Raw genomic sequence first — 16,294 nt, 5'->3', positions numbered from 1 at the left:
TGTATTGAGTTTTAAGTGGGATAAGGCTGCAAGCTTTAGTGTTATTGGTAAAACTTGAAAGCGTAAGAAGATGAAGAAAGCGATAGCCGCCTTGGCTTTGACCTTGGCTGCAACCACAGCGAAAGCTGAAGTGGTCACCTATGACTGCAACTTGCACCGGATGGAAGAAGGATGGATCGCCGAGCGTGTGATCCTGAGTGTTGATGCGGAAAACAAGCGTGCGCGGGCTTATGACGCCTACATTCATCACTATTAGGATAAGCAGCCCAAAGACGTGAAATTCAAAACAACCCGCAAGGGCGAATACAGGCTCATGTGGAAAATGAAAATTCCCGCCAGAAATAGCGGGCTTGTGTATGTAAGTTATACAGCCACACTGAACCCGGAAAAACAGCGTCTGGACATGATCGCAAGATTTCCTCAAGCCAATGCGCTTAACCGGCCATCGGGTTTCGGAGAGTGTTCAATAAACACGATCGAGTCGCTTTACGCTTCCTGAGTTCTGCAAGCTCGCTGGTTTTGTATACTCGAAAAGAAAATCCCCGGAAATTCCGGGGATTTTTTTTAACTTTCAACGCTGCAAGTGCCAAGACCGTAAGGTTTGTTAGCGGCGTTTGTACTGACGAAAGACATACGAACTTTGAGGCTGTTATCAGCGGGATTTAGGTTTGCCTGATACTTGACACGCAAATTACCACCGGCAGAAGCGCGTCGTGTTTCGGTCCAGACCATCCGAGCACCCTTGTTGCCACGGCTTTTGTATTTAGTGTCGATCCATTCAGGTCTGCTCGCTACCTTTGCCCAGCCGTCTTCGGCGTCCACTTGAAAGGCATAGCTCCGCGCGATCCAGCCGTGGCTGTCCTGTTTGGTCATTTTGCAATTGTAGGTAACTGTTTCCGCCATAGCGCCGTGTGCAAAAAATGCGGCCAAAGCAACAATGCTGAGATATTTCATTTTTTTCCGATTTCCTTGTATCCGGGTACAGGAAATTTCAACAACGGGCAGAAAGAACAAGAGGTTACAGGCAATTATTCAGAACGTTTTTGGGATACTGTCAATTGCGCAACAACAGTGTTTTGTATTGCGCAAGAGCGTTCGGATTCAATAGTTGTTCCGCTGTAATTGGTTGGGAGTTTTCGTCAGCGACCGCGGAATAGAAACCCAATAGATCCAATAGGTTTTTCGTCTTCTCCAATCGATTATCCGTTGCCAACAGCGGGGCGTGCAGTGATAACAGCAGGGCGGGGCGCTGTTTCTTCAACCAGGCAATCAGAGTGGGCAATACGAAATATTCGGCCCCTTCGATATCCATTTTGACCAGAGATACGCCTGACAGGTCATTTGCGGCCTCAAACTGATCCCATGCAATTGTCAGGGCGTCGCTGCCATGCGTGCCGTCATGCAGTAAGGAACTGGTAGAATCGCCCGGCTCGCCGCGTACCGAGGCCATGCGGGCCACGCCGAACTGGTTGGACAGCGCCACGCCAAAAGCCGAGACGTTGTGGATGTCGTTCAGGTCCAGATTCCACGCCAGATACCTAAATGCAGTCGGATCGGGCTCAAAACACCACACGTGCCGGGCGCGGCGGGCACCGTAAAGCACGGTGGGGCCGATCCAGGCGCCGATATCCAGATAGTCGCTGTCGGACGAGAGATATTCGTCGAGAATGGCGAAAGTTTCGGGCTCCCACGCACCGGCTGAGGCTTTGCGCCAGAATTTCGAATGATAGGGGTCCAGATGAAACGGCTCGCCATTCAGGCTGCCTGCATAGTACCCGCGGGCGCGGTAAAACATCTTGCGCGCCTGTGTCAGCATCGCGGACCTCCGGGTTTTATTGTCACGGGCCTTGACCTATGGCGACTGTCAAAGCATTTAACCTTGGGAACCGCAACTTACATTTATAACAGGGGGCCGACATGGCTTTTGAACTTCCTGATCTTCCTTATGCACATGACGCGCTGGCAGCCAAGGGAATGTCCGCAGAAACGCTGGAATATCACCACGATCTGCACCACAAGGCATATGTCGACAACGGCAACAAGCTGATCGCCGGAACCGAGTGGGACGGCAAATCGCTGGAAGAGATCATCGTTGGCACCTACGACGCAAACGCAGTCGCGCAGAACGGCATCTTCAACAACATCAGCCAACTGTGGAACCACAACCAGTTCTGGGAAATGATGGGCCCCGGAGGCAACGCCATGCCAGGTGAGTTGGAAAAAGCCCTGACCGAGAGCTTTGGCTCGGTTGACGAATTCAAGTCGCAGTTCAGCGCTGCTGGTGCTGGTCAGTTCGGTTCGGGCTGGGCGTGGCTGGTCAAGAACGCGGACGGTTCGCTGGCTGTAACCAAGACCGAAAACGGCGTGAACCCGCTGTGTTTTGGTCAGACAGCGCTGCTGGGTTGTGACGTCTGGGAGCACTCGTATTACATCGATTTCCGCAACAAACGCCCGGCTTACCTGTCGAACTTCCTCGACAATCTGGTGAACTGGGAAAACGTTGCATCGCGGATGTAATCCTTGAACCGCAGAAGGTTCATAAAGGGCCTGCTGGCGACCACGCTGGCAGGCCTGCTTGTTGCAGCCTATGGGTTTTTTATCGAGCCCTCGCTGCGATTGCGCGTGCGCAAGTGGCGCGTGCGGCGCAAGGATTGGACAGCGCAGCCGCTACGGATCGCGGTTCTGTCCGATCTGCACGTTGGTGAGCCTTATGTCGGCCTTGATCGTGTCCGGCAGGTAGTGCGGCGTACCAATGCACTGGCCCCCGATCTGGTCTTGCTGTTGGGGGATTATGCGGGCCACTACGACGGCATCACCGCTAAAGTCGAAGCTGAAGATCTGGCTCCGGTTCTTGGACAGCTTGAGGCGCGCAGCGGAGTTTATGCTGTTCTCGGAAACCACGACTGGTGGGATGATGAGGATGCCCAACGGCGTGGCGGTGGGCCGAACAAATTCGCCACCGCGTTTCAGGGGCAGGGCATCAAAGTGCTGTCCAACGAGGCAATGCGCCTGGACGATTTGGGCATCTGGCTAGCCGGGCTTGAGGATCAGCTTGCCTTCAGACGCAATGGCAAGCTTGTGGGTCTGGATGACCTGCCGGGAACCATGGCGCAAGTGACCGACGACGCGCCCGTGGTAATGATGGCGCATGAGCCTGATATCTTTCCCGACATCCCGGAAAATGTGGCGCTGACTTTGTCCGGCCACACGCATGGTGGGCAGGTGCGGCTGTTTGGTTGGTCGCCGGTGGTGCCGTCCAAGTACGGAAATCGTTATGCCTATGGGCATGTACACGAAGACGGGCGCGATTTGGTCGTGTCTGGTGGGATCGGGTGTTCGATCCTGCCCGTTCGTTTTGGTGTAACGCCCGAAATCACGGTGATCGAACTGTCAGCCTGACAGGAGAAAACCCGCCTATGAACAAAGTTTCATACTGAGACGGGTTTGCACGCAACCTCGCAGTGCCTACCTTGGGTGTGGCGGAGGGAGAGAACCGCTAACCATATGAAAATGCACAGGCAACGCGCCGGAAACCTTTGGTTGCGTCGGGGTAAACCTATGCCTGTTAATTGAGGGATGGCCGTAGAAACATGACAGGAGATCACGATGGTCGCACTTGAACAGGGAACCTGGGTTGTCATTGCCGATGGGGAAAAGGCGTTGTTCGTCGAGAACATCACCGATGCCGAAGACCCCAATCTGGTGGTTGTTTCGGTGGAAGAACAGGATGGGGTTAGCCGACCCACCGACCGGGCCGGGCGGCGCTTTGATACCGGGCCGAACCAGAAATCGTCGGTTGAAGAGCCGAACTGGAAAACCCACGCCAAATCCCTTTTCGTGCAGGATGTTGCCAATCTTCTAAACCGTAAGGGATTGAAAGGGGCCTTCAATCGGTTGGTTCTGGTTGCCAGCCCGCATGTGCTGGGCCTGCTGCGCCGTCGCCTGCACAGCGAGGTGCTTGCCAAGGTCGTGGCCGAGGTGGACAAGACCCTGACCAATCACCCAATGCACAAGGTCGAAAAGCTTCTGACCAGCCGCCTGAACCCGGCAGTTTGACCGATTTATCCCCCGGTGGGCGGTCTCAGCCGTCCGTCCACCGGTCAGGTCAGGAACCCGCGCAGTGTCGACATCGCCGAGGCCGGATCATCAACCCAAGTGATGTAATCCGCCAATGACTCATCCGCGAACCCCTGACCGATGACGCGCTGCACCAGCTCGTGCAGCGCGTCCCAGTAACCATCCACGTTCATGACCAGAATGGGTTTGTCATGCAGGCCCAGCTGCCGCCATGTCAGCGCCTCGAACAGCTCATCCAGCGACCCCGGGCCGCCCGGAAGCACGACCACAGCATCTGCATTCATGATCATGACCTTTTTGCGCTCGTGCATCGTTTCGGTGACCACAAAGCGGGTCAGGTCGGTTTTGCCGACCTCGCGTTTCAGCAGGTGAACGGGGATCACGCCGAATGTGTCGCCGCCAGCGGATTGCGCAGCACGGGCAACTTCGCCCATCAGGCCGACATCCCCGGCGCCATAGACCAAACGCCAGCCTTCTTGTGCCAGCATCGTTCCGAAGGCCCTTGCGGCTTCGGAATAGGCGGAATTTGCGCCATTGCGTGACCCGCAATACACACAAACAGATTTCTGAGACATCGTGAACGCTCTCCGGGGTTGTGCCTGGGCTTTTGACCCCTGATAGCGGGATTGATAGATTGGCTCAACCGCCGGGCAGAATGTGTTGAAGGCACGGCACTTGCGCTGCGGAGTGAAAGGAAAAGAATGAACGCCGAGTCGGGAAGCGGAAGCTCTGGCACCTTCACCTGGGGGGTGATCGCCGGTATCGCAGTTTTAATCGGAGCGGGTGGATTGTACTGGTCCGGTATGGTCGGGGGGGACTCGGAAGAACCGGCACCAGAGGTTGAAGTCGCAGTTCAGACCCAGGAGGACAGCGCTGAGCCCGCTGAGCAACCTGCCGAAAGTTCCACACCACCTGCCGCAGAAGATGAGCAAAGCGTCGAGGCTGCGACCCCACCTGCTGCCGAAGAGGCGGTGCCTGAAACACCGGCTGAGGAAGAGACAGCCCAAGCTGAGCCGCCTGTGAAACCGCTGTTGGATCAAATTTTTGTTGAATCGGACGGCAATACGGTTCTGTCAGGTTCTGCCGAACCGGGTTCCGAGGTCAACGTGCTGCTGGACGGAGAAGCGGTGCATAGTTTCACGGTCGATCCTAGCGGTCAGTTTGCCGAATTCGTTTCGATTCCATTCGCCGATACAGCGCGCGGTTTGACGTTGGAGACGCAGGGCGATCAACCGGTGCGCTCGGACGACTACGTGATTGCTGCACTGCCCGAACCTGAAGCTGCGGATGACGCTGTTTCTGTCGCGGATACGGCTGACGATGCAACGCAAGAACCCGAAGTGGCGCAGGCAACCGAAACGGATCAGGCGGCGTCGACCGACACAGTTGCCACTGACTTGCCCTCTTCCGACACGGCTGAAACTGACGCGCCGTCGTCCGAAGATCAAACGGAACAGGTTGCCGAGGCTCCGGCTGAGGACACGCCGGACCAACAGGTCGCTATCCTGCGGTCTGGGGAGGACGGGGTTGAACTGGTGCAAGGTCCAACAAGCCAACCGCAGGAACCGGAACAGATCGCACTCGACACCATTGGGTATTCCGATGTTGGCGAGGTTGAACTGACAGGCCGGGTACCGGATGGATCGGCTGTGCGCCTGTATTTGGACAACCGGCTGGTCGATGATCTGTCCCCAGCCAATGACGGCAAATGGCGCAGCGAGCTGAACGGGGTCGAACCCGGCGTCTACACCCTGCGCGCTGACGAGATTGCACCGGATGGTACCGTCGTTAGCCGTATTGAAACGCCATTCAAACGTGAGGCCACCGAAGTGCTGCGCGCCGCCGAGGCGACGGATAGCCCCGAGTCAGCAGAGGATGCCCCGCCGATCCGGTCGGTCACTGTGCAGAAGGGTGACACGCTCTGGGCCATTTCCCGCGAACGGTTTGGCGACGGTGTTCTATATGTGAAGCTGTTCGAGGCCAACCGGGCTGCTATACGTGACCCGGACCTGATCTATCCCGGGCAGATCTTCACGATCCCCCAATAAGCTTTAGCCTCTGGCCCTGCGGGGGCGGGGGGCTATCTCTGACCGCAGACCAGGAACGTGATGAGACGATCAGCCCCGATGCATTCAGACGATATGCCAGAAACGAACGAGCGCCGCTCAGGCTGGCGAACGATCCGCAAGGTATCACCATACCTCTGGCCCGAGGACGAACCTTGGGTCAAACGCCGTGTTATGTTGGCAATGGGAATGTTGGTTCTGGCCAAGCTAATCGCGGTTTACACGCCAATTTTGTACAAGGGCGCGGTCGACGGTCTAGCCGGTGAGGGCGTGCCGCCCCTGGCGCTGGGTGCGGTAGGGTTAACCGTAGCCTACGGTGTTGCACGGATGATGACCGTGGGATTTCAGCAGTTGCGCGACGCGTCTTTTGCCCCGGTCGGGCAACGGGCGTTGCGGGCGCTGGCGCTGGAAACCTTCCAGCACATTCATCAATTGTCGATGCGCTATCACGTGACGCGCCGAACCGGCGGTCTCAGCCGGATCATTGAGCGCGGGGTGAAGGGCGTGGAATTCCTGTTGCGGTTCCTGCTGTTTTCCATCGGGCCGCTGATCCTGGAATTGCTACTGGTCGCGATCATCCTTATGTGGCTGTTCGATGTCTGGTATCTGGTCGTCGTCGCGGTGACCATTGCGCTTTATATCTGGTTCACCTTCGCGGTGACTGAGTGGCGCGTTAAATTGCGGCGCGAGATGAACGATCAGGATACTGAGGCCAACCAGCGCGCTATCGATAGTCTACTGAACTTTGAAACTGTCAAATATTTCAACGCCGAACAGCGCGAAGCTGAACGCTATGATGTCTCGATGAAAGCCTATGCTGGCGCGGCGCTGAAAACGGCTTATTCGCTGGCCTTCCTGAATTTCGGGCAGTCTTTTTTGATCACCTGCGGACTGATCGGCGTGATGGTTCTGGCCGCCATCGGTGTGCAGAATGGTACGCTGACCGTGGGTGATTTTGTCATGGTCAACGCCTACATGATCCAGATCACCGTGCCGTTGAACTTTCTGGGCACGGTGTATCGTGAAATCCGTCAATCGCTGGTTGATATGGGGCAGATGTTTGATCTGCTGGAACAACCTACCGAGGTAACAGACAAGCCCTGCGCGCCGAACCTTGCGATCAATGGCGGCGAGGTGACGCTGGACAACGTGCGGTTTGGTTATGATGCGGATCGTGAAATCCTCAAAGGCATCTCACTGACCGTTCCGGCGGGGCAGACCGTGGCTATTGTCGGGGCCACCGGTTCGGGTAAATCCACCATCGGGCGGCTACTGTTCCGGTTCTATGATGTGACTGGCGGAGCGCTGAGGATCGACGGGCAGGATGTTCGCGACGTGACCCTGAACAGTCTGCATGCCGCCATCGGTGTGGTGCCACAGGATACGGTGCTGTTCAACGATACGATCCGCTACAACATCGCCTATGGCCGCGATGGCGCCACTCAGGAAGAGGTCGAAGCCGCAGCCAAGGCAGCCCAGATTCACGAATTCATTGTAACGCTGCCCGAAGGGTATGACACCAAGGTTGGTGAGCGTGGGCTGAAACTGTCCGGCGGTGAAAAACAGCGGGTCGGTATTGCGCGCACGTTGTTGAAGAATCCCCCGATCCTGTTGCTGGACGAGGCGACCTCGGCACTGGATACCGACACCGAGCAGGACATCAAGGATGCTTTGGCGCGGGCCGGAGAGGGGCGTACGGTTCTGACCATCGCGCATCGTCTCAGCACCATCGCCGAGGCCGACCGTATCGTTGTTTTGGAGCAAGGCGAGATATTGGAGCAGGGCACCCATGATGAGCTGCTGCAACGCGAGGGTCGTTATGCGCAACTGTGGAGCCGTCAGCAATCGGATGCGCAGGCTGCCTGAACCGAAACCGGCCTCCGACTGGACTATGTGATATACTGAATGGGTTTTTGGAGGAGTTGGTTTGATGCGCAGATTAAAAAGAACCTCTGTTGTTCCGGTCGTTATTGCCGTGCTGATGCCAGTGATGGCGGCGGCTGATCCCATTGTCGGTGTCTGGAAAACCGAACCGGATCGCAAGAACCTGATTTCGCATATCCAGATATCTGCCTGCGGAGACAAGTTCTGTGGTCAGATTCAATCGGCCTATGACAAATCTGGGAAAGAGGTGCAGACCCCCAACATCGGCAAAAAGCTATTCTGGGATGTGACGAGCGAAGGGGGCGGCAAATATGGCGGCGGTGATTTCTGGATTCCCATGGTCAATGTGGATGTGGTGCCGCAAATGACGCTGAGCGGAGACACTCTGACCGTGCGCGGATGTGAGCATGTTGTGTGCGGGCACCAGAAATGGACCCGTCTGTCCAAGTGACCCGCTCCTTCTGACAAGAATTTGTTGCAACTGAGTCTTGCGCTACGACCACCACTCTGACCGTGGGTGATTGCCGATTGACCGATGATATTGCGTCGTTATGACGGGCAGTACCAACCGAGTGGTGTTGGGCAATAAATCAGGGAAAAACCTAATGAAGAAATTCTTTGCTGCGCCGATCGTTCTGGCGTCGCTTTTCGCGTCGACCGCTTCCGCCGAGGATCTGGTATTTTTGCTGGGTAATGAAAGCAGCGTCGATCTGGTCGAATTCAATGTCTCGGCAAGTGCGTCCAATGAATGGGAAGCAAACTTGCTGCAAGGCGATTACATCGCGCCGGGATACGAAGCAGACGTGTTGATTGCTGACGGTCTTACCACCTGCGTCTATGATATTCGCGGCGCGTTTTCCGACGGGACCAGCGCCGAAGATTACGGCGTAGACCTGTGCGATCTGGGTGAATACGTCTTTACTGACTAAGCCTGTCTGAAACGAATAATGGCGAACCGTTGGGCTCGCCATTCTTTTATTCTGCCGCCTTTAGGGGTGATCCCGGCGGATGTTCGGGCGCTTGGGCATCTTTGGACGCGGGGGGCGTTTCGTCGCCCCAGACCACCTCGGTCGCTTGTGCCTGACGGACGGCTTTGCCAATCGCCATATCCTGCGCCAATTGGCTGGATCGACCGGATGTCGCGCGCGCCAGTGCCCGGCCCAGCCATATCGTGTAGGTCGAAACCCAAACGCGCAACGCCAACAGTGAAGGCGTCACGATCAGCGTCAGAACCGTCGCAATGCCCAATCCGAAGACCACCGCCGTTGCCAGCTGCTTCCACCACAACGCGGTGGGGCTGTTGATCGAATAACCACCATTGATGAAGTCCAGCGACAGGCCGAACATCATGGGTGTCAGACCAGCCATCGTGGTCAATGTGGTCAGCAGAACCGGACGGATACGCGCCTCAGCCGTGCGGATGATGGCTTCGATCCGGGGCATATAGCGGCTGTATTCCTGATAGGTGTCGATCAGAACGATGTTGTTGTTCACCACGATCCCTGCCAGCGCCACGATGCCCGTGCCGGTCATGATGATCGAGAACGGTTGCCCCATAACGATCATTCCGATCAGAACCCCGGTGGTCGACAGAACAACCGCCAGCAGCACCAGTACCGAGTTGTAGAACGAGTTGAACTGCGCCAGCAGGATCACGAACATCAGGCCCAAAGCACCTAGGAAAGCGCTTTGCAGAAAGGCCCCGGATTCCTCTTGATCCTCCTGATCGCCGGTCCACTCCCAGGCAATCGTGTTCGAGAAGGGGCTGGTGTTCAGCCATTCCGTCAGTACTGCGATCCGTTCATTCGGGTTGACCAGCGCGAACCGCGCCCCTTCTTCCGCAATAGCTGTGCGCAGGTCCTCGACGGTTTCGGCACCGGTTAGTTGGAACAGCTCAAATACCGTGCCATCGGAGCTGGTGATGGTTGTCCCGTTGGCGTCCGCGCCTTCTTCGACCGCACGCACAACGGCCAGTCTCTGTTCGGTTCCGTCAGGGCCGCCGACTACCACCTTGGACAGGCCCGGCTCGACATCTGCTTTGACGTCATAGTAACGCTGCTGGTCGATCCGGTTGATCTCGGCCAGCTTGGCCACCGGTTGGCGGGTGACAAAGTTGGACAGCGGCACTAGCCCGTCAGGGGTGCGGACCTTGAGCGAATCCAATGTGGACAAAACTCGGTCCTGTTCGGGCAGGCGCACGCGAATCTCGACTTCTTCATCGGTGTTGTCCGGACGCATTTCGCCCAGAAGAATGCCACGGGTGACCAACTGTACCATTGCGCCAACCGTGGCGACATCAGCCCCGAAACGTCCGGCCTTGGCGACGTCCACGTCGATCTGCCAGTCGATACCGGGCAGGGGCATGGTGTCTTCGATCTTGATCAGACCGGGCGTTTCGTCAAACACAGCCCGTGCGGCTTCGGTCGCTGTGGTCAATTCCTCCCAACCGTCGCCTTTGATACGCAGATGCACGGGCTTGGCCGAGGCCGGACCCTGTTCCAGCGGCAGGATTTCCACGATGAAACCAGGCAGTTTGGCAAGTTCTGCATTCAACTCGTCTAGAACGAAATCGCCGTCGTACTCCGGGGCGATGATTTCGCGTTCGAACAGACCGAAAAACGCGGGTTCGGTCAGCGTTGGGCGGTCCTCCCACGGAGTGATTTCGAACTGCACACGACCGACGGTATCCGCCGGAGCTTCGGCACCGCCGTTGTTCTGGTTCAGGCCGCCTTCACCGGCAAAAGCGAACACGTTGGTTACGGCTGGGTGTGCCCCGATCACCTCTTCGGCGGCCAACACCATCGCGTCTTTTTCCTGCAATGACAGGTTGCCCCGGGCCCGGACATAGGCGGTGGCCTGTTCCGGTTCGGTTTCGACAAAGAACTCAACGCCCTTGGATTCATTGGGGTACCAGATGAAGGCCACAAAGAATACAGATGCAAACACGACCATCAGTGAGACAACAGGCATGATCGGGTTGCCGACCAGGAACTTGACTAGGTAGCCGAACACAGAGTGTTCACGCGCTGTGTGGACGCGTTCTTCCTTTTGCCGCTCGATTTTGGCGGCGCTCAGGGTCACCGACCCTGCAAAGCCACCGAAGACGAACAGCAAGGCACCCGACAGCACGCCCCCGGGCAGCAGATAGTCAGGGTTCAGCATCTGCATCGCGCCCAAGAAGATCATGTACAGCGATGGGGGGACCATAATTGCGCGAACCCACCACGGGGCCACACTGCGCAGCCATTTCGAAGTTCGATCGAACGTGCGGCTCATTCGTCCGGATACGCCGCCGACGACCGGCAGGTAGATCAGCGCCACGATCAGCGAAGAGGACAGAACGAAGATCAACGTGATCGGCAGCATCTTCATGAATTCGCCGGGCACGCCGGGCCAGAACAGCATCGGCAGGAAGGCACACAGTGTCGTCGCGGTCGAGGACACGATGGGCCAGAACATCCGCTGAGCCGCCTCGACATAGGCGTGCATCGGGCCGATGCCTTCTTTGATGCGCTTGTCGGCGTATTCAACCACAACAATGGCACCGTCGACCAGCATCCCCACCGCAAGGATCAGCCCGAACATCACCATGTTCGAGATGGTGACGCCCATGACCGCAAGAAAAGCAAAGCTCAGCAGGAACGAGGTTGGGATTGCAAACCCGACCAACAGCGCAGCGCGCGTACCCAGCGAGGCCAGAACGACGATCATCACCAGCGCGATTGCGGTTAGGACCGAACCTTCAAGCTGACGCACCATCGAATCGACAATGCGGCTTTGGTCGTTCGAGGTGCCAACATCTACGGCGGCCTGCAATTCGGCGGGCCATTTCTCTTGTGCTGCTGCAAGAGTCGCTTTGACGTCGTCCACTGTGTCGATCAGGTTGTAGCCTTTGCGTTTGACCACCTGCAGTGCCACCGTGGACTGGTTGTCAAACCGCGCGGTGCCTTCGCGGTCTTCGAAAGTATAGTTGATCTGCGCCAGCTCACCCATCGTCACCACGCGGTCGCCATTGACCTTGACGGGTAGGCTGTAGACATCTTCAGCGGTTTTGAATGAAGACGGGATTTTGACCGAGAAAGTGCCTTGTGCTGAATCCACCTCACCAGCAGCGATCAGCTGGTTGTTGTTTTGGACAACTGTGATCAATTCGTCGGCCGAGACGTTGTAAGCCTCCAGCCGGAGCGGATCGATAATCACCTCGAGCAATTCGTCTCGGTTGCCCGCAATCCCGGCTTCAAGCACTGAATCCAATGATTCAAGATCGTCCTGCAAGTCTTTGGCGATACGCGCCATTGTTCGCTCGGGGACTGCGCCAGTCAGGTTGACGATGACGATAGGGAATTCCGAAAAGTTAATCTCGAAAAGCGAATACTGCTCAGCCCCTTCAGGGAAATCGGCCTGAGCGCTGTTCATCGCGTCGCGCACATCCGCCATGATCGCGGTCTTATCCCAGCCGAATTCGAACTCCAGCGCGATACCGGCATAGCCTTCGGCAGCAGTGGCGGTCATTTCCTTGAGACCGTCCAGATCCGCCAGTTCAGTCTCCATCGGCTTGATCAGAAGGTTTTCAGAATCCTCGGCGGAAATGCCGGGAAATTGGACCGAGACGAAAAGCGCCGGGATTTCGATATCCGGTTCACCCTCTTTAGGCAGGCTGACATATGCAAACCCGCCGACAATCAGCGAGATAGCGATGAAGGCCAACACCATACGGGCCCTGTGGGCGGCCCATGCAACCAATCCTGTCATTGTGCAGCTTCCTGGTAGGTTGGTTCGACCTTAACGCCTTGCGTCACGAATTCCTGGCCGATCACAATGACATCAGAGGTTTCCGGTAGCCCATCAACCCAGACGCCTTCTGCGGTGTCGCGCAATAGCAGAATCGGCATGAATTCCACGATCTGGTCAGCGCCGACCGTGCGCACACCGATCTGCCCTTCGTTGTTCAAGGTCAGGGCGGATTGCGGCAGCAGATGGGCCTTTGCCCCGTCGGCGGCTATACGGATATTGGCCGTCTGACCATCGCGAATGGCCAGTTCCGGGTTTGGAACGGTGATTTCAACTTCGAAGGTGCGGGTCGTTTCATCCGCCGACCTGCTCAGAAAAGTCACGCGGCCTTTGACCTCAAGACCCGTGATCAGGCGCGCCGATGCTTCCGAACCGACGATGATCTTGTTTACATCCGTTTCGGGCACGAACCCCACCAGCTTGATCGGGTTCAATTGAATCACGGTCGCACATAGCGATCCGGGCTGCATCAGGCTGCCCAGTTCGGCGGTATCGCTTTCCAGCAGGCCCTTGAATGGGGCTTCGATGGTCTGACGGTCAATCTCGCGCTGGGCGGCTTTGACCTCAGCAGTGGCGGCTTCGATCCCGGCGCGGGTGGCCTCTAGTCCGGCCTCGGCGGTTTTGACGCCCGCTTCGGCAGAGCGCATCGCGGCTTCGCTGGAAATCCGTCGCGTTTCCGACCCGAACCCGGTTTCCGACAGTTTCTGTGCGGCCGTCAGGTTGATTTGCGCCTCAGCAACCAGGGCGTGCGCCTCTTCCAGGCGAGCTTCGGCCTCGGGGATGCGGCTTTCGGCTTCAAGTTTGGCGGCCATAGCCTCGGCCAGGCTGGCGGGGCGGGTGCCTGGGTCAAGCTCGCACAGCAGGTCGCCCGCTTCGACGAACGCACCCTTGCGCTTGGGTTCCGAAATCACGGTCGACGTTGTTTCGGCCAGAACTTCGACCTGGCGATTGGCTCTGGTCTGGCCGCGCAACAACACGGCGCTGTCAATTTCCCGTGCGGACGAGCGCAAGACGACCACACCGATTGCATTCTGCGCCGTCTGGGGATCGGATACAGATTCTACTTTGGATGACGTATCTGTTTCAGAGTCGCCGCGACCGGCAAATGCAAACAATGCGTCGCGTTCAAAGACCAAAAGGAATAACGCGGCAATCACCAGAATCGCATTCACGAATGAAATCAATCGCATACGGGGCCTCTCTTAAAATTCTTTGCCGATTGTCCTTCGGCGTGCATGTTTAAAAATGGGGGCAGGCACGCGCGTTTTCTACACTAAACTGAATAGTTCGGTTCACTTTTTTTCGCAAGGGCAGCGTGACGCCGCGAAAATGTGCGAATTCCGGCCCTTGGCTTGGCAAGGTCGCCGGGGTATGACATGGCGCCATAGAAAATGTGACAGCCCAGGGAGCAGGGATGAGCGACGTCGACAGTTTTATTGATGAGGTGACCGAAGAGGTTCGCCGTGATCGCCTGTATCTGCTGCTGCGTCGTTGGGGTTGGATCGGCGTTCTGGCCGTGGTTCTCATCGTTGGCGGGGCCGCGTTTAACGAGGTTCGCAAGGCCCGTACCACCGGTCAGGCTGAAAAGCTGGGTGACGAGATTCTCAGCGCGCTCGCGCAGAATGACTCGGCCGAACGTGCAAGCAGCCTGGCCAGCATTGATGCGGTAACACCCGGCGGTGATGCGGTTCTGAACATGTTGTTGTCTTCGTCGCAGGTTGAGGCCGGGTCGCGGCAAGAGGCTGTGGACAGCCTGAACGCCATCGCTGTTCAGGGTGATCTGCCGGAAATTTATCGTGCGATTGCTACATTCAAGGCGCTGCTGCTGCAAAGTGACACTTTGCCCGTGGCGGATCGCCGTCAGCAGTTCGAGGCGCTGTCTGCGCCGGGCGCACCGCTGCGCTTGTTGGCCGAAGAACAACTGGCACTGATTGATGTCGCCGAGGGGAATGCGGACGCAGCAATCGAGCGTCTACAGGCGATGCGGCAGGACGCCGAGATTAGCGTAGACCTTCAGCAACGCGCCGCGCAACTGATTGTCGCGCTTGGCGGCGAACCGGAACCACTGGTGGCCCAGCAGGGCTGAACCGGCGGCAATTAGAATGACAGGCGAGTTCGGAGTATCATGGTGACAAGTCTTTTCTCCCGCATTGGATTGACGGCTGCGGCCCTATCGCTGAGTGTTCTTGCCGCATGTGAGGAACCCGAGGTCATCCTGCCAGGTGCCCGTGAAGACATTCGGCCCACCTCTGACAACGTGACTTTGGTAACCCAGGGTTCGAAACCGATCAGCCTGCCTGCGCAAAAAGCCAACGCCAATTGGTCGCAAAGCGCCGGGACGCCCGCATTTCGCACCGGCAACGCGGCACTGCGCGCGACGCCTCAGCGTGTGTGGTCGACCTCGATCGGGGATGGGGATTCACGCAAGCGTCGCATCACCGCAGAACCTGTTGTGGCCGGTGGCCTGATTTATACGCTGGATGCAGGCGCGACCGTTTCCGCGGTTACACCGCAGGGACAGGTGGCCTGGAGCAAGAATCTTATCCCGGTCAATGATGGCGACGCGGACGCGACCGGCGGCGGATTGGCCTATGCCAATGGTGTGCTTTACGTGTCGTCCGGGTTTGGGCGTCTGACGGCGTTGGATGCGAAAACTGGGGCGATCAAATGGCAAAAACGCCTGAATGCCCCAGGAAACGGCGCACCTTTGGTCAATGATGGTTTGTTGTATCTGGTAGCAGGTGATGAAACCGGCTGGGCCGTGAACACCAAGGACGGCCGCATCGCGTGGCAAGTTCAGGGTACGCCAAGCGTGGGCAATGTTCTGGGGGCTCCGGCCCCTGTGATTGCACAGGAGTTTGCCGTCTTTGCCTTTGGTTCGGGCGATATTTCCGCGTCTTTCCGCAAGGGGGGGATCGGGCGCTGGAACGCTTCGGTCGCGGGTGGGCGCCGGGGACGTGCGGCCGCACAGATCGTGGATGTGACCGGCGGACCAATGGTGGTGGGCGATACGATCTATATCGGCAATCACTCGGGCCGCACCGTGGCGTTTAGCGCCACCTCGGGCGAGCGGATTTGGACGGCGGATGAGGGGGCTGTGGATACGGCATGGCCTGCGGGTGATAGCCTGTTTCTGATCAGTGACCGCAGTCAGTTGGTCCGGCTGAACAGAGCAGATGGTTCAATCATCTGGGCGCAGGATTTGCCCGGTTTTGTCAAGGACAAGCCCAAACGCCGTGGTCCAATCGTTGCGCACTATGGCCCGATCCTGGCCGGTGGGCGCATCGTTGTCGCGTCGAATGACGGTTTTCTGCGGTTCTTTAACCCGGTCGACGGCACGCTGGTCAACAGCGTCAAGGTTCCCGGCGGCGCCACCACGGCCCCGGTAGTGGCCGGGCAGACGTTGTATGTCGTTTCGACCAAAGGTGATCTACACGCTTTCCGTTGATCGCAAGATGCGCTAAAGGGCGCGTCTG

15 protein-coding genes are annotated in these 16,294 nt (G+C 57.5%); 10 read left to right on the top strand and 5 right to left on the bottom strand.

What is annotated here, in order from left to right:
• Nucleotides 1-70: 70 nt before the first annotated feature.
• Complete coding sequence (locus ACR0JB_RS07505; protein ID WP_480789785.1) at nt 71-256, top strand: hypothetical protein; 186 nt, start codon at nt 71-73, stop codon at nt 254-256.
• 308 nt (nt 257-564) lie between these two features.
• On the opposite strand, the gene ACR0JB_RS07500 is transcribed toward ACR0JB_RS07505, so the two are convergent.
• Together ACR0JB_RS07500 and ACR0JB_RS07495 are read right to left on the bottom strand one after the other, a co-directional pair.
• On the bottom strand, nt 565-954 hold the full coding sequence (locus tag ACR0JB_RS07500) for a hypothetical protein (protein ID WP_480789784.1): 390 nt from the start codon (nt 952-954) through the stop codon (nt 565-567).
• Nucleotides 955-1,054: 100 nt separating this feature from the next.
• The gene (locus ACR0JB_RS07495; protein WP_170375884.1) at nt 1,055-1,816 is read right to left on the bottom strand and encodes an FkbM family methyltransferase; all 762 of its coding nucleotides are present in this window, start codon (nt 1,814-1,816) and stop codon (nt 1,055-1,057) included.
• Nucleotides 1,817-1,917: 101 nt separating this feature from the next.
• Between ACR0JB_RS07495 and ACR0JB_RS07490 the strand changes: the two genes are divergently transcribed.
• The 3 genes from ACR0JB_RS07490 (at nt 1,918) to ACR0JB_RS07480 (ending at nt 4,056) form a co-directional block, all read left to right on the top strand.
• On the top strand, nt 1,918-2,517 hold the full coding sequence (locus ACR0JB_RS07490; protein WP_113789565.1) for a superoxide dismutase: 600 nt from the start codon (nt 1,918-1,920) through the stop codon (nt 2,515-2,517).
• Between the two features lie 3 nt (nt 2,518-2,520).
• Nucleotides 2,521-3,399 carry a metallophosphoesterase gene (locus ACR0JB_RS07485; RefSeq protein WP_170505478.1) on the top strand — a complete coding sequence of 293 codons (879 nt, stop codon included), beginning with the start codon at nt 2,521-2,523 and terminating at the stop codon, nt 3,397-3,399.
• Nucleotides 3,400-3,606: 207 nt separating this feature from the next.
• The gene (locus ACR0JB_RS07480) at nt 3,607-4,056 is read left to right on the top strand and encodes a host attachment family protein (protein WP_170349125.1); all 450 of its coding nucleotides are present in this window, start codon (nt 3,607-3,609) and stop codon (nt 4,054-4,056) included.
• Nucleotides 4,057-4,100: 44 nt separating this feature from the next.
• Here ACR0JB_RS07480 and ACR0JB_RS07475 read toward each other — a convergent pair whose 3' ends face one another.
• The gene (locus ACR0JB_RS07475; protein WP_170359097.1) at nt 4,101-4,652 is read right to left on the bottom strand and encodes an LOG family protein; all 552 of its coding nucleotides are present in this window, start codon (nt 4,650-4,652) and stop codon (nt 4,101-4,103) included.
• A gap of 126 nt (nt 4,653-4,778) precedes the next feature.
• Between ACR0JB_RS07475 and ACR0JB_RS07470 the strand changes: the two genes are divergently transcribed.
• From ACR0JB_RS07470 to ACR0JB_RS07455, 4 genes are all read left to right on the top strand, one after another.
• Nucleotides 4,779-6,125 carry a LysM peptidoglycan-binding domain-containing protein gene (locus tag ACR0JB_RS07470; protein WP_480789783.1) on the top strand — a complete coding sequence of 449 codons (1,347 nt, stop codon included), beginning with the start codon at nt 4,779-4,781 and terminating at the stop codon, nt 6,123-6,125.
• Between the two features lie 78 nt (nt 6,126-6,203).
• A complete protein-coding gene (locus ACR0JB_RS07465) occupies nt 6,204-8,009 on the top strand; it encodes an ABCB family ABC transporter ATP-binding protein/permease (RefSeq protein WP_217354376.1) in 1,806 nt (601 codons plus the stop codon).
• 64 nt (nt 8,010-8,073) lie between these two features.
• The gene (locus ACR0JB_RS07460) at nt 8,074-8,478 is read left to right on the top strand and encodes a DUF2147 domain-containing protein (RefSeq protein WP_170396271.1); all 405 of its coding nucleotides are present in this window, start codon (nt 8,074-8,076) and stop codon (nt 8,476-8,478) included.
• Nucleotides 8,479-8,632: 154 nt separating this feature from the next.
• Nucleotides 8,633-8,956: a hypothetical protein gene (locus tag ACR0JB_RS07455; protein WP_170396269.1), complete on the top strand. Its 324-nt coding sequence runs from the start codon at nt 8,633-8,635 to the stop codon at nt 8,954-8,956.
• A gap of 46 nt (nt 8,957-9,002) precedes the next feature.
• Here ACR0JB_RS07455 and ACR0JB_RS07450 read toward each other — a convergent pair whose 3' ends face one another.
• Both ACR0JB_RS07450 and ACR0JB_RS07445 read right to left on the bottom strand, forming a co-directional pair.
• Nucleotides 9,003-12,779 carry an efflux RND transporter permease subunit gene (locus ACR0JB_RS07450; protein ID WP_480789782.1) on the bottom strand — a complete coding sequence of 1,259 codons (3,777 nt, stop codon included), beginning with the start codon at nt 12,777-12,779 and terminating at the stop codon, nt 9,003-9,005.
• Complete coding sequence (locus ACR0JB_RS07445; RefSeq protein WP_170359084.1) at nt 12,776-14,008, bottom strand: efflux RND transporter periplasmic adaptor subunit; 1,233 nt, start codon at nt 14,006-14,008, stop codon at nt 12,776-12,778. Before ACR0JB_RS07445 ends, ACR0JB_RS07450 begins: the two co-directional genes overlap by 4 nt.
• Nucleotides 14,009-14,232: 224 nt before the next feature.
• Between ACR0JB_RS07445 and ACR0JB_RS07440 the strand changes: the two genes are divergently transcribed.
• Nucleotides 14,233-14,904: a hypothetical protein gene (locus tag ACR0JB_RS07440; RefSeq protein WP_170359082.1), complete on the top strand. Its 672-nt coding sequence runs from the start codon at nt 14,233-14,235 to the stop codon at nt 14,902-14,904.
• 39 nt (nt 14,905-14,943) lie between these two features.
• Complete coding sequence (locus ACR0JB_RS07435) at nt 14,944-16,266, top strand: PQQ-like beta-propeller repeat protein (protein ID WP_480789781.1); 1,323 nt, start codon at nt 14,944-14,946, stop codon at nt 16,264-16,266.
• Nucleotides 16,267-16,294: the final 28 nt, after the last annotated feature.

The sequence above is a fragment of the Ruegeria sp. BI7 genome (assembly GCF_056537925.1).
This window is presented reverse-complemented; position numbering and strand designations above follow the sequence as displayed.

What these genes read in the sequence shown, in the direction of transcription:
- ACR0JB_RS07505 (WP_480789785.1), top strand. Translation starts at nt 71, where the DNA reads ATGAAGAAAGCGATAGCCGCCTTGGCTTTGACCTTGGCTGCAACCACA.
- ACR0JB_RS07500 (WP_480789784.1), bottom strand. Translation starts at nt 954, where the DNA reads ATGAAATATCTCAGCATTGTTGCTTTGGCCGCATTTTTTGCACACGGC.
- ACR0JB_RS07495 (WP_170375884.1), bottom strand. Translation starts at nt 1,816, where the DNA reads ATGCTGACACAGGCGCGCAAGATGTTTTACCGCGCCCGCGGGTACTAT.
- ACR0JB_RS07490 (WP_113789565.1), top strand. Translation starts at nt 1,918, where the DNA reads ATGGCTTTTGAACTTCCTGATCTTCCTTATGCACATGACGCGCTGGCA.
- ACR0JB_RS07480 (WP_170349125.1), top strand. Translation starts at nt 3,607, where the DNA reads ATGGTCGCACTTGAACAGGGAACCTGGGTTGTCATTGCCGATGGGGAA.
- ACR0JB_RS07475 (WP_170359097.1), bottom strand. Translation starts at nt 4,652, where the DNA reads ATGTCTCAGAAATCTGTTTGTGTGTATTGCGGGTCACGCAATGGCGCA.
- ACR0JB_RS07470 (WP_480789783.1), top strand. Translation starts at nt 4,779, where the DNA reads ATGAACGCCGAGTCGGGAAGCGGAAGCTCTGGCACCTTCACCTGGGGG.
- ACR0JB_RS07465 (WP_217354376.1), top strand. Translation starts at nt 6,204, where the DNA reads ATGCATTCAGACGATATGCCAGAAACGAACGAGCGCCGCTCAGGCTGG.
- ACR0JB_RS07460 (WP_170396271.1), top strand. Translation starts at nt 8,074, where the DNA reads ATGCGCAGATTAAAAAGAACCTCTGTTGTTCCGGTCGTTATTGCCGTG.
- ACR0JB_RS07455 (WP_170396269.1), top strand. Translation starts at nt 8,633, where the DNA reads ATGAAGAAATTCTTTGCTGCGCCGATCGTTCTGGCGTCGCTTTTCGCG.
- ACR0JB_RS07450 (WP_480789782.1), bottom strand. Translation starts at nt 12,779, where the DNA reads ATGACAGGATTGGTTGCATGGGCCGCCCACAGGGCCCGTATGGTGTTG.
- ACR0JB_RS07445 (WP_170359084.1), bottom strand. Translation starts at nt 14,008, where the DNA reads ATGCGATTGATTTCATTCGTGAATGCGATTCTGGTGATTGCCGCGTTA.
- ACR0JB_RS07440 (WP_170359082.1), top strand. Translation starts at nt 14,233, where the DNA reads ATGAGCGACGTCGACAGTTTTATTGATGAGGTGACCGAAGAGGTTCGC.
- ACR0JB_RS07435 (WP_480789781.1), top strand. Translation starts at nt 14,944, where the DNA reads ATGGTGACAAGTCTTTTCTCCCGCATTGGATTGACGGCTGCGGCCCTA.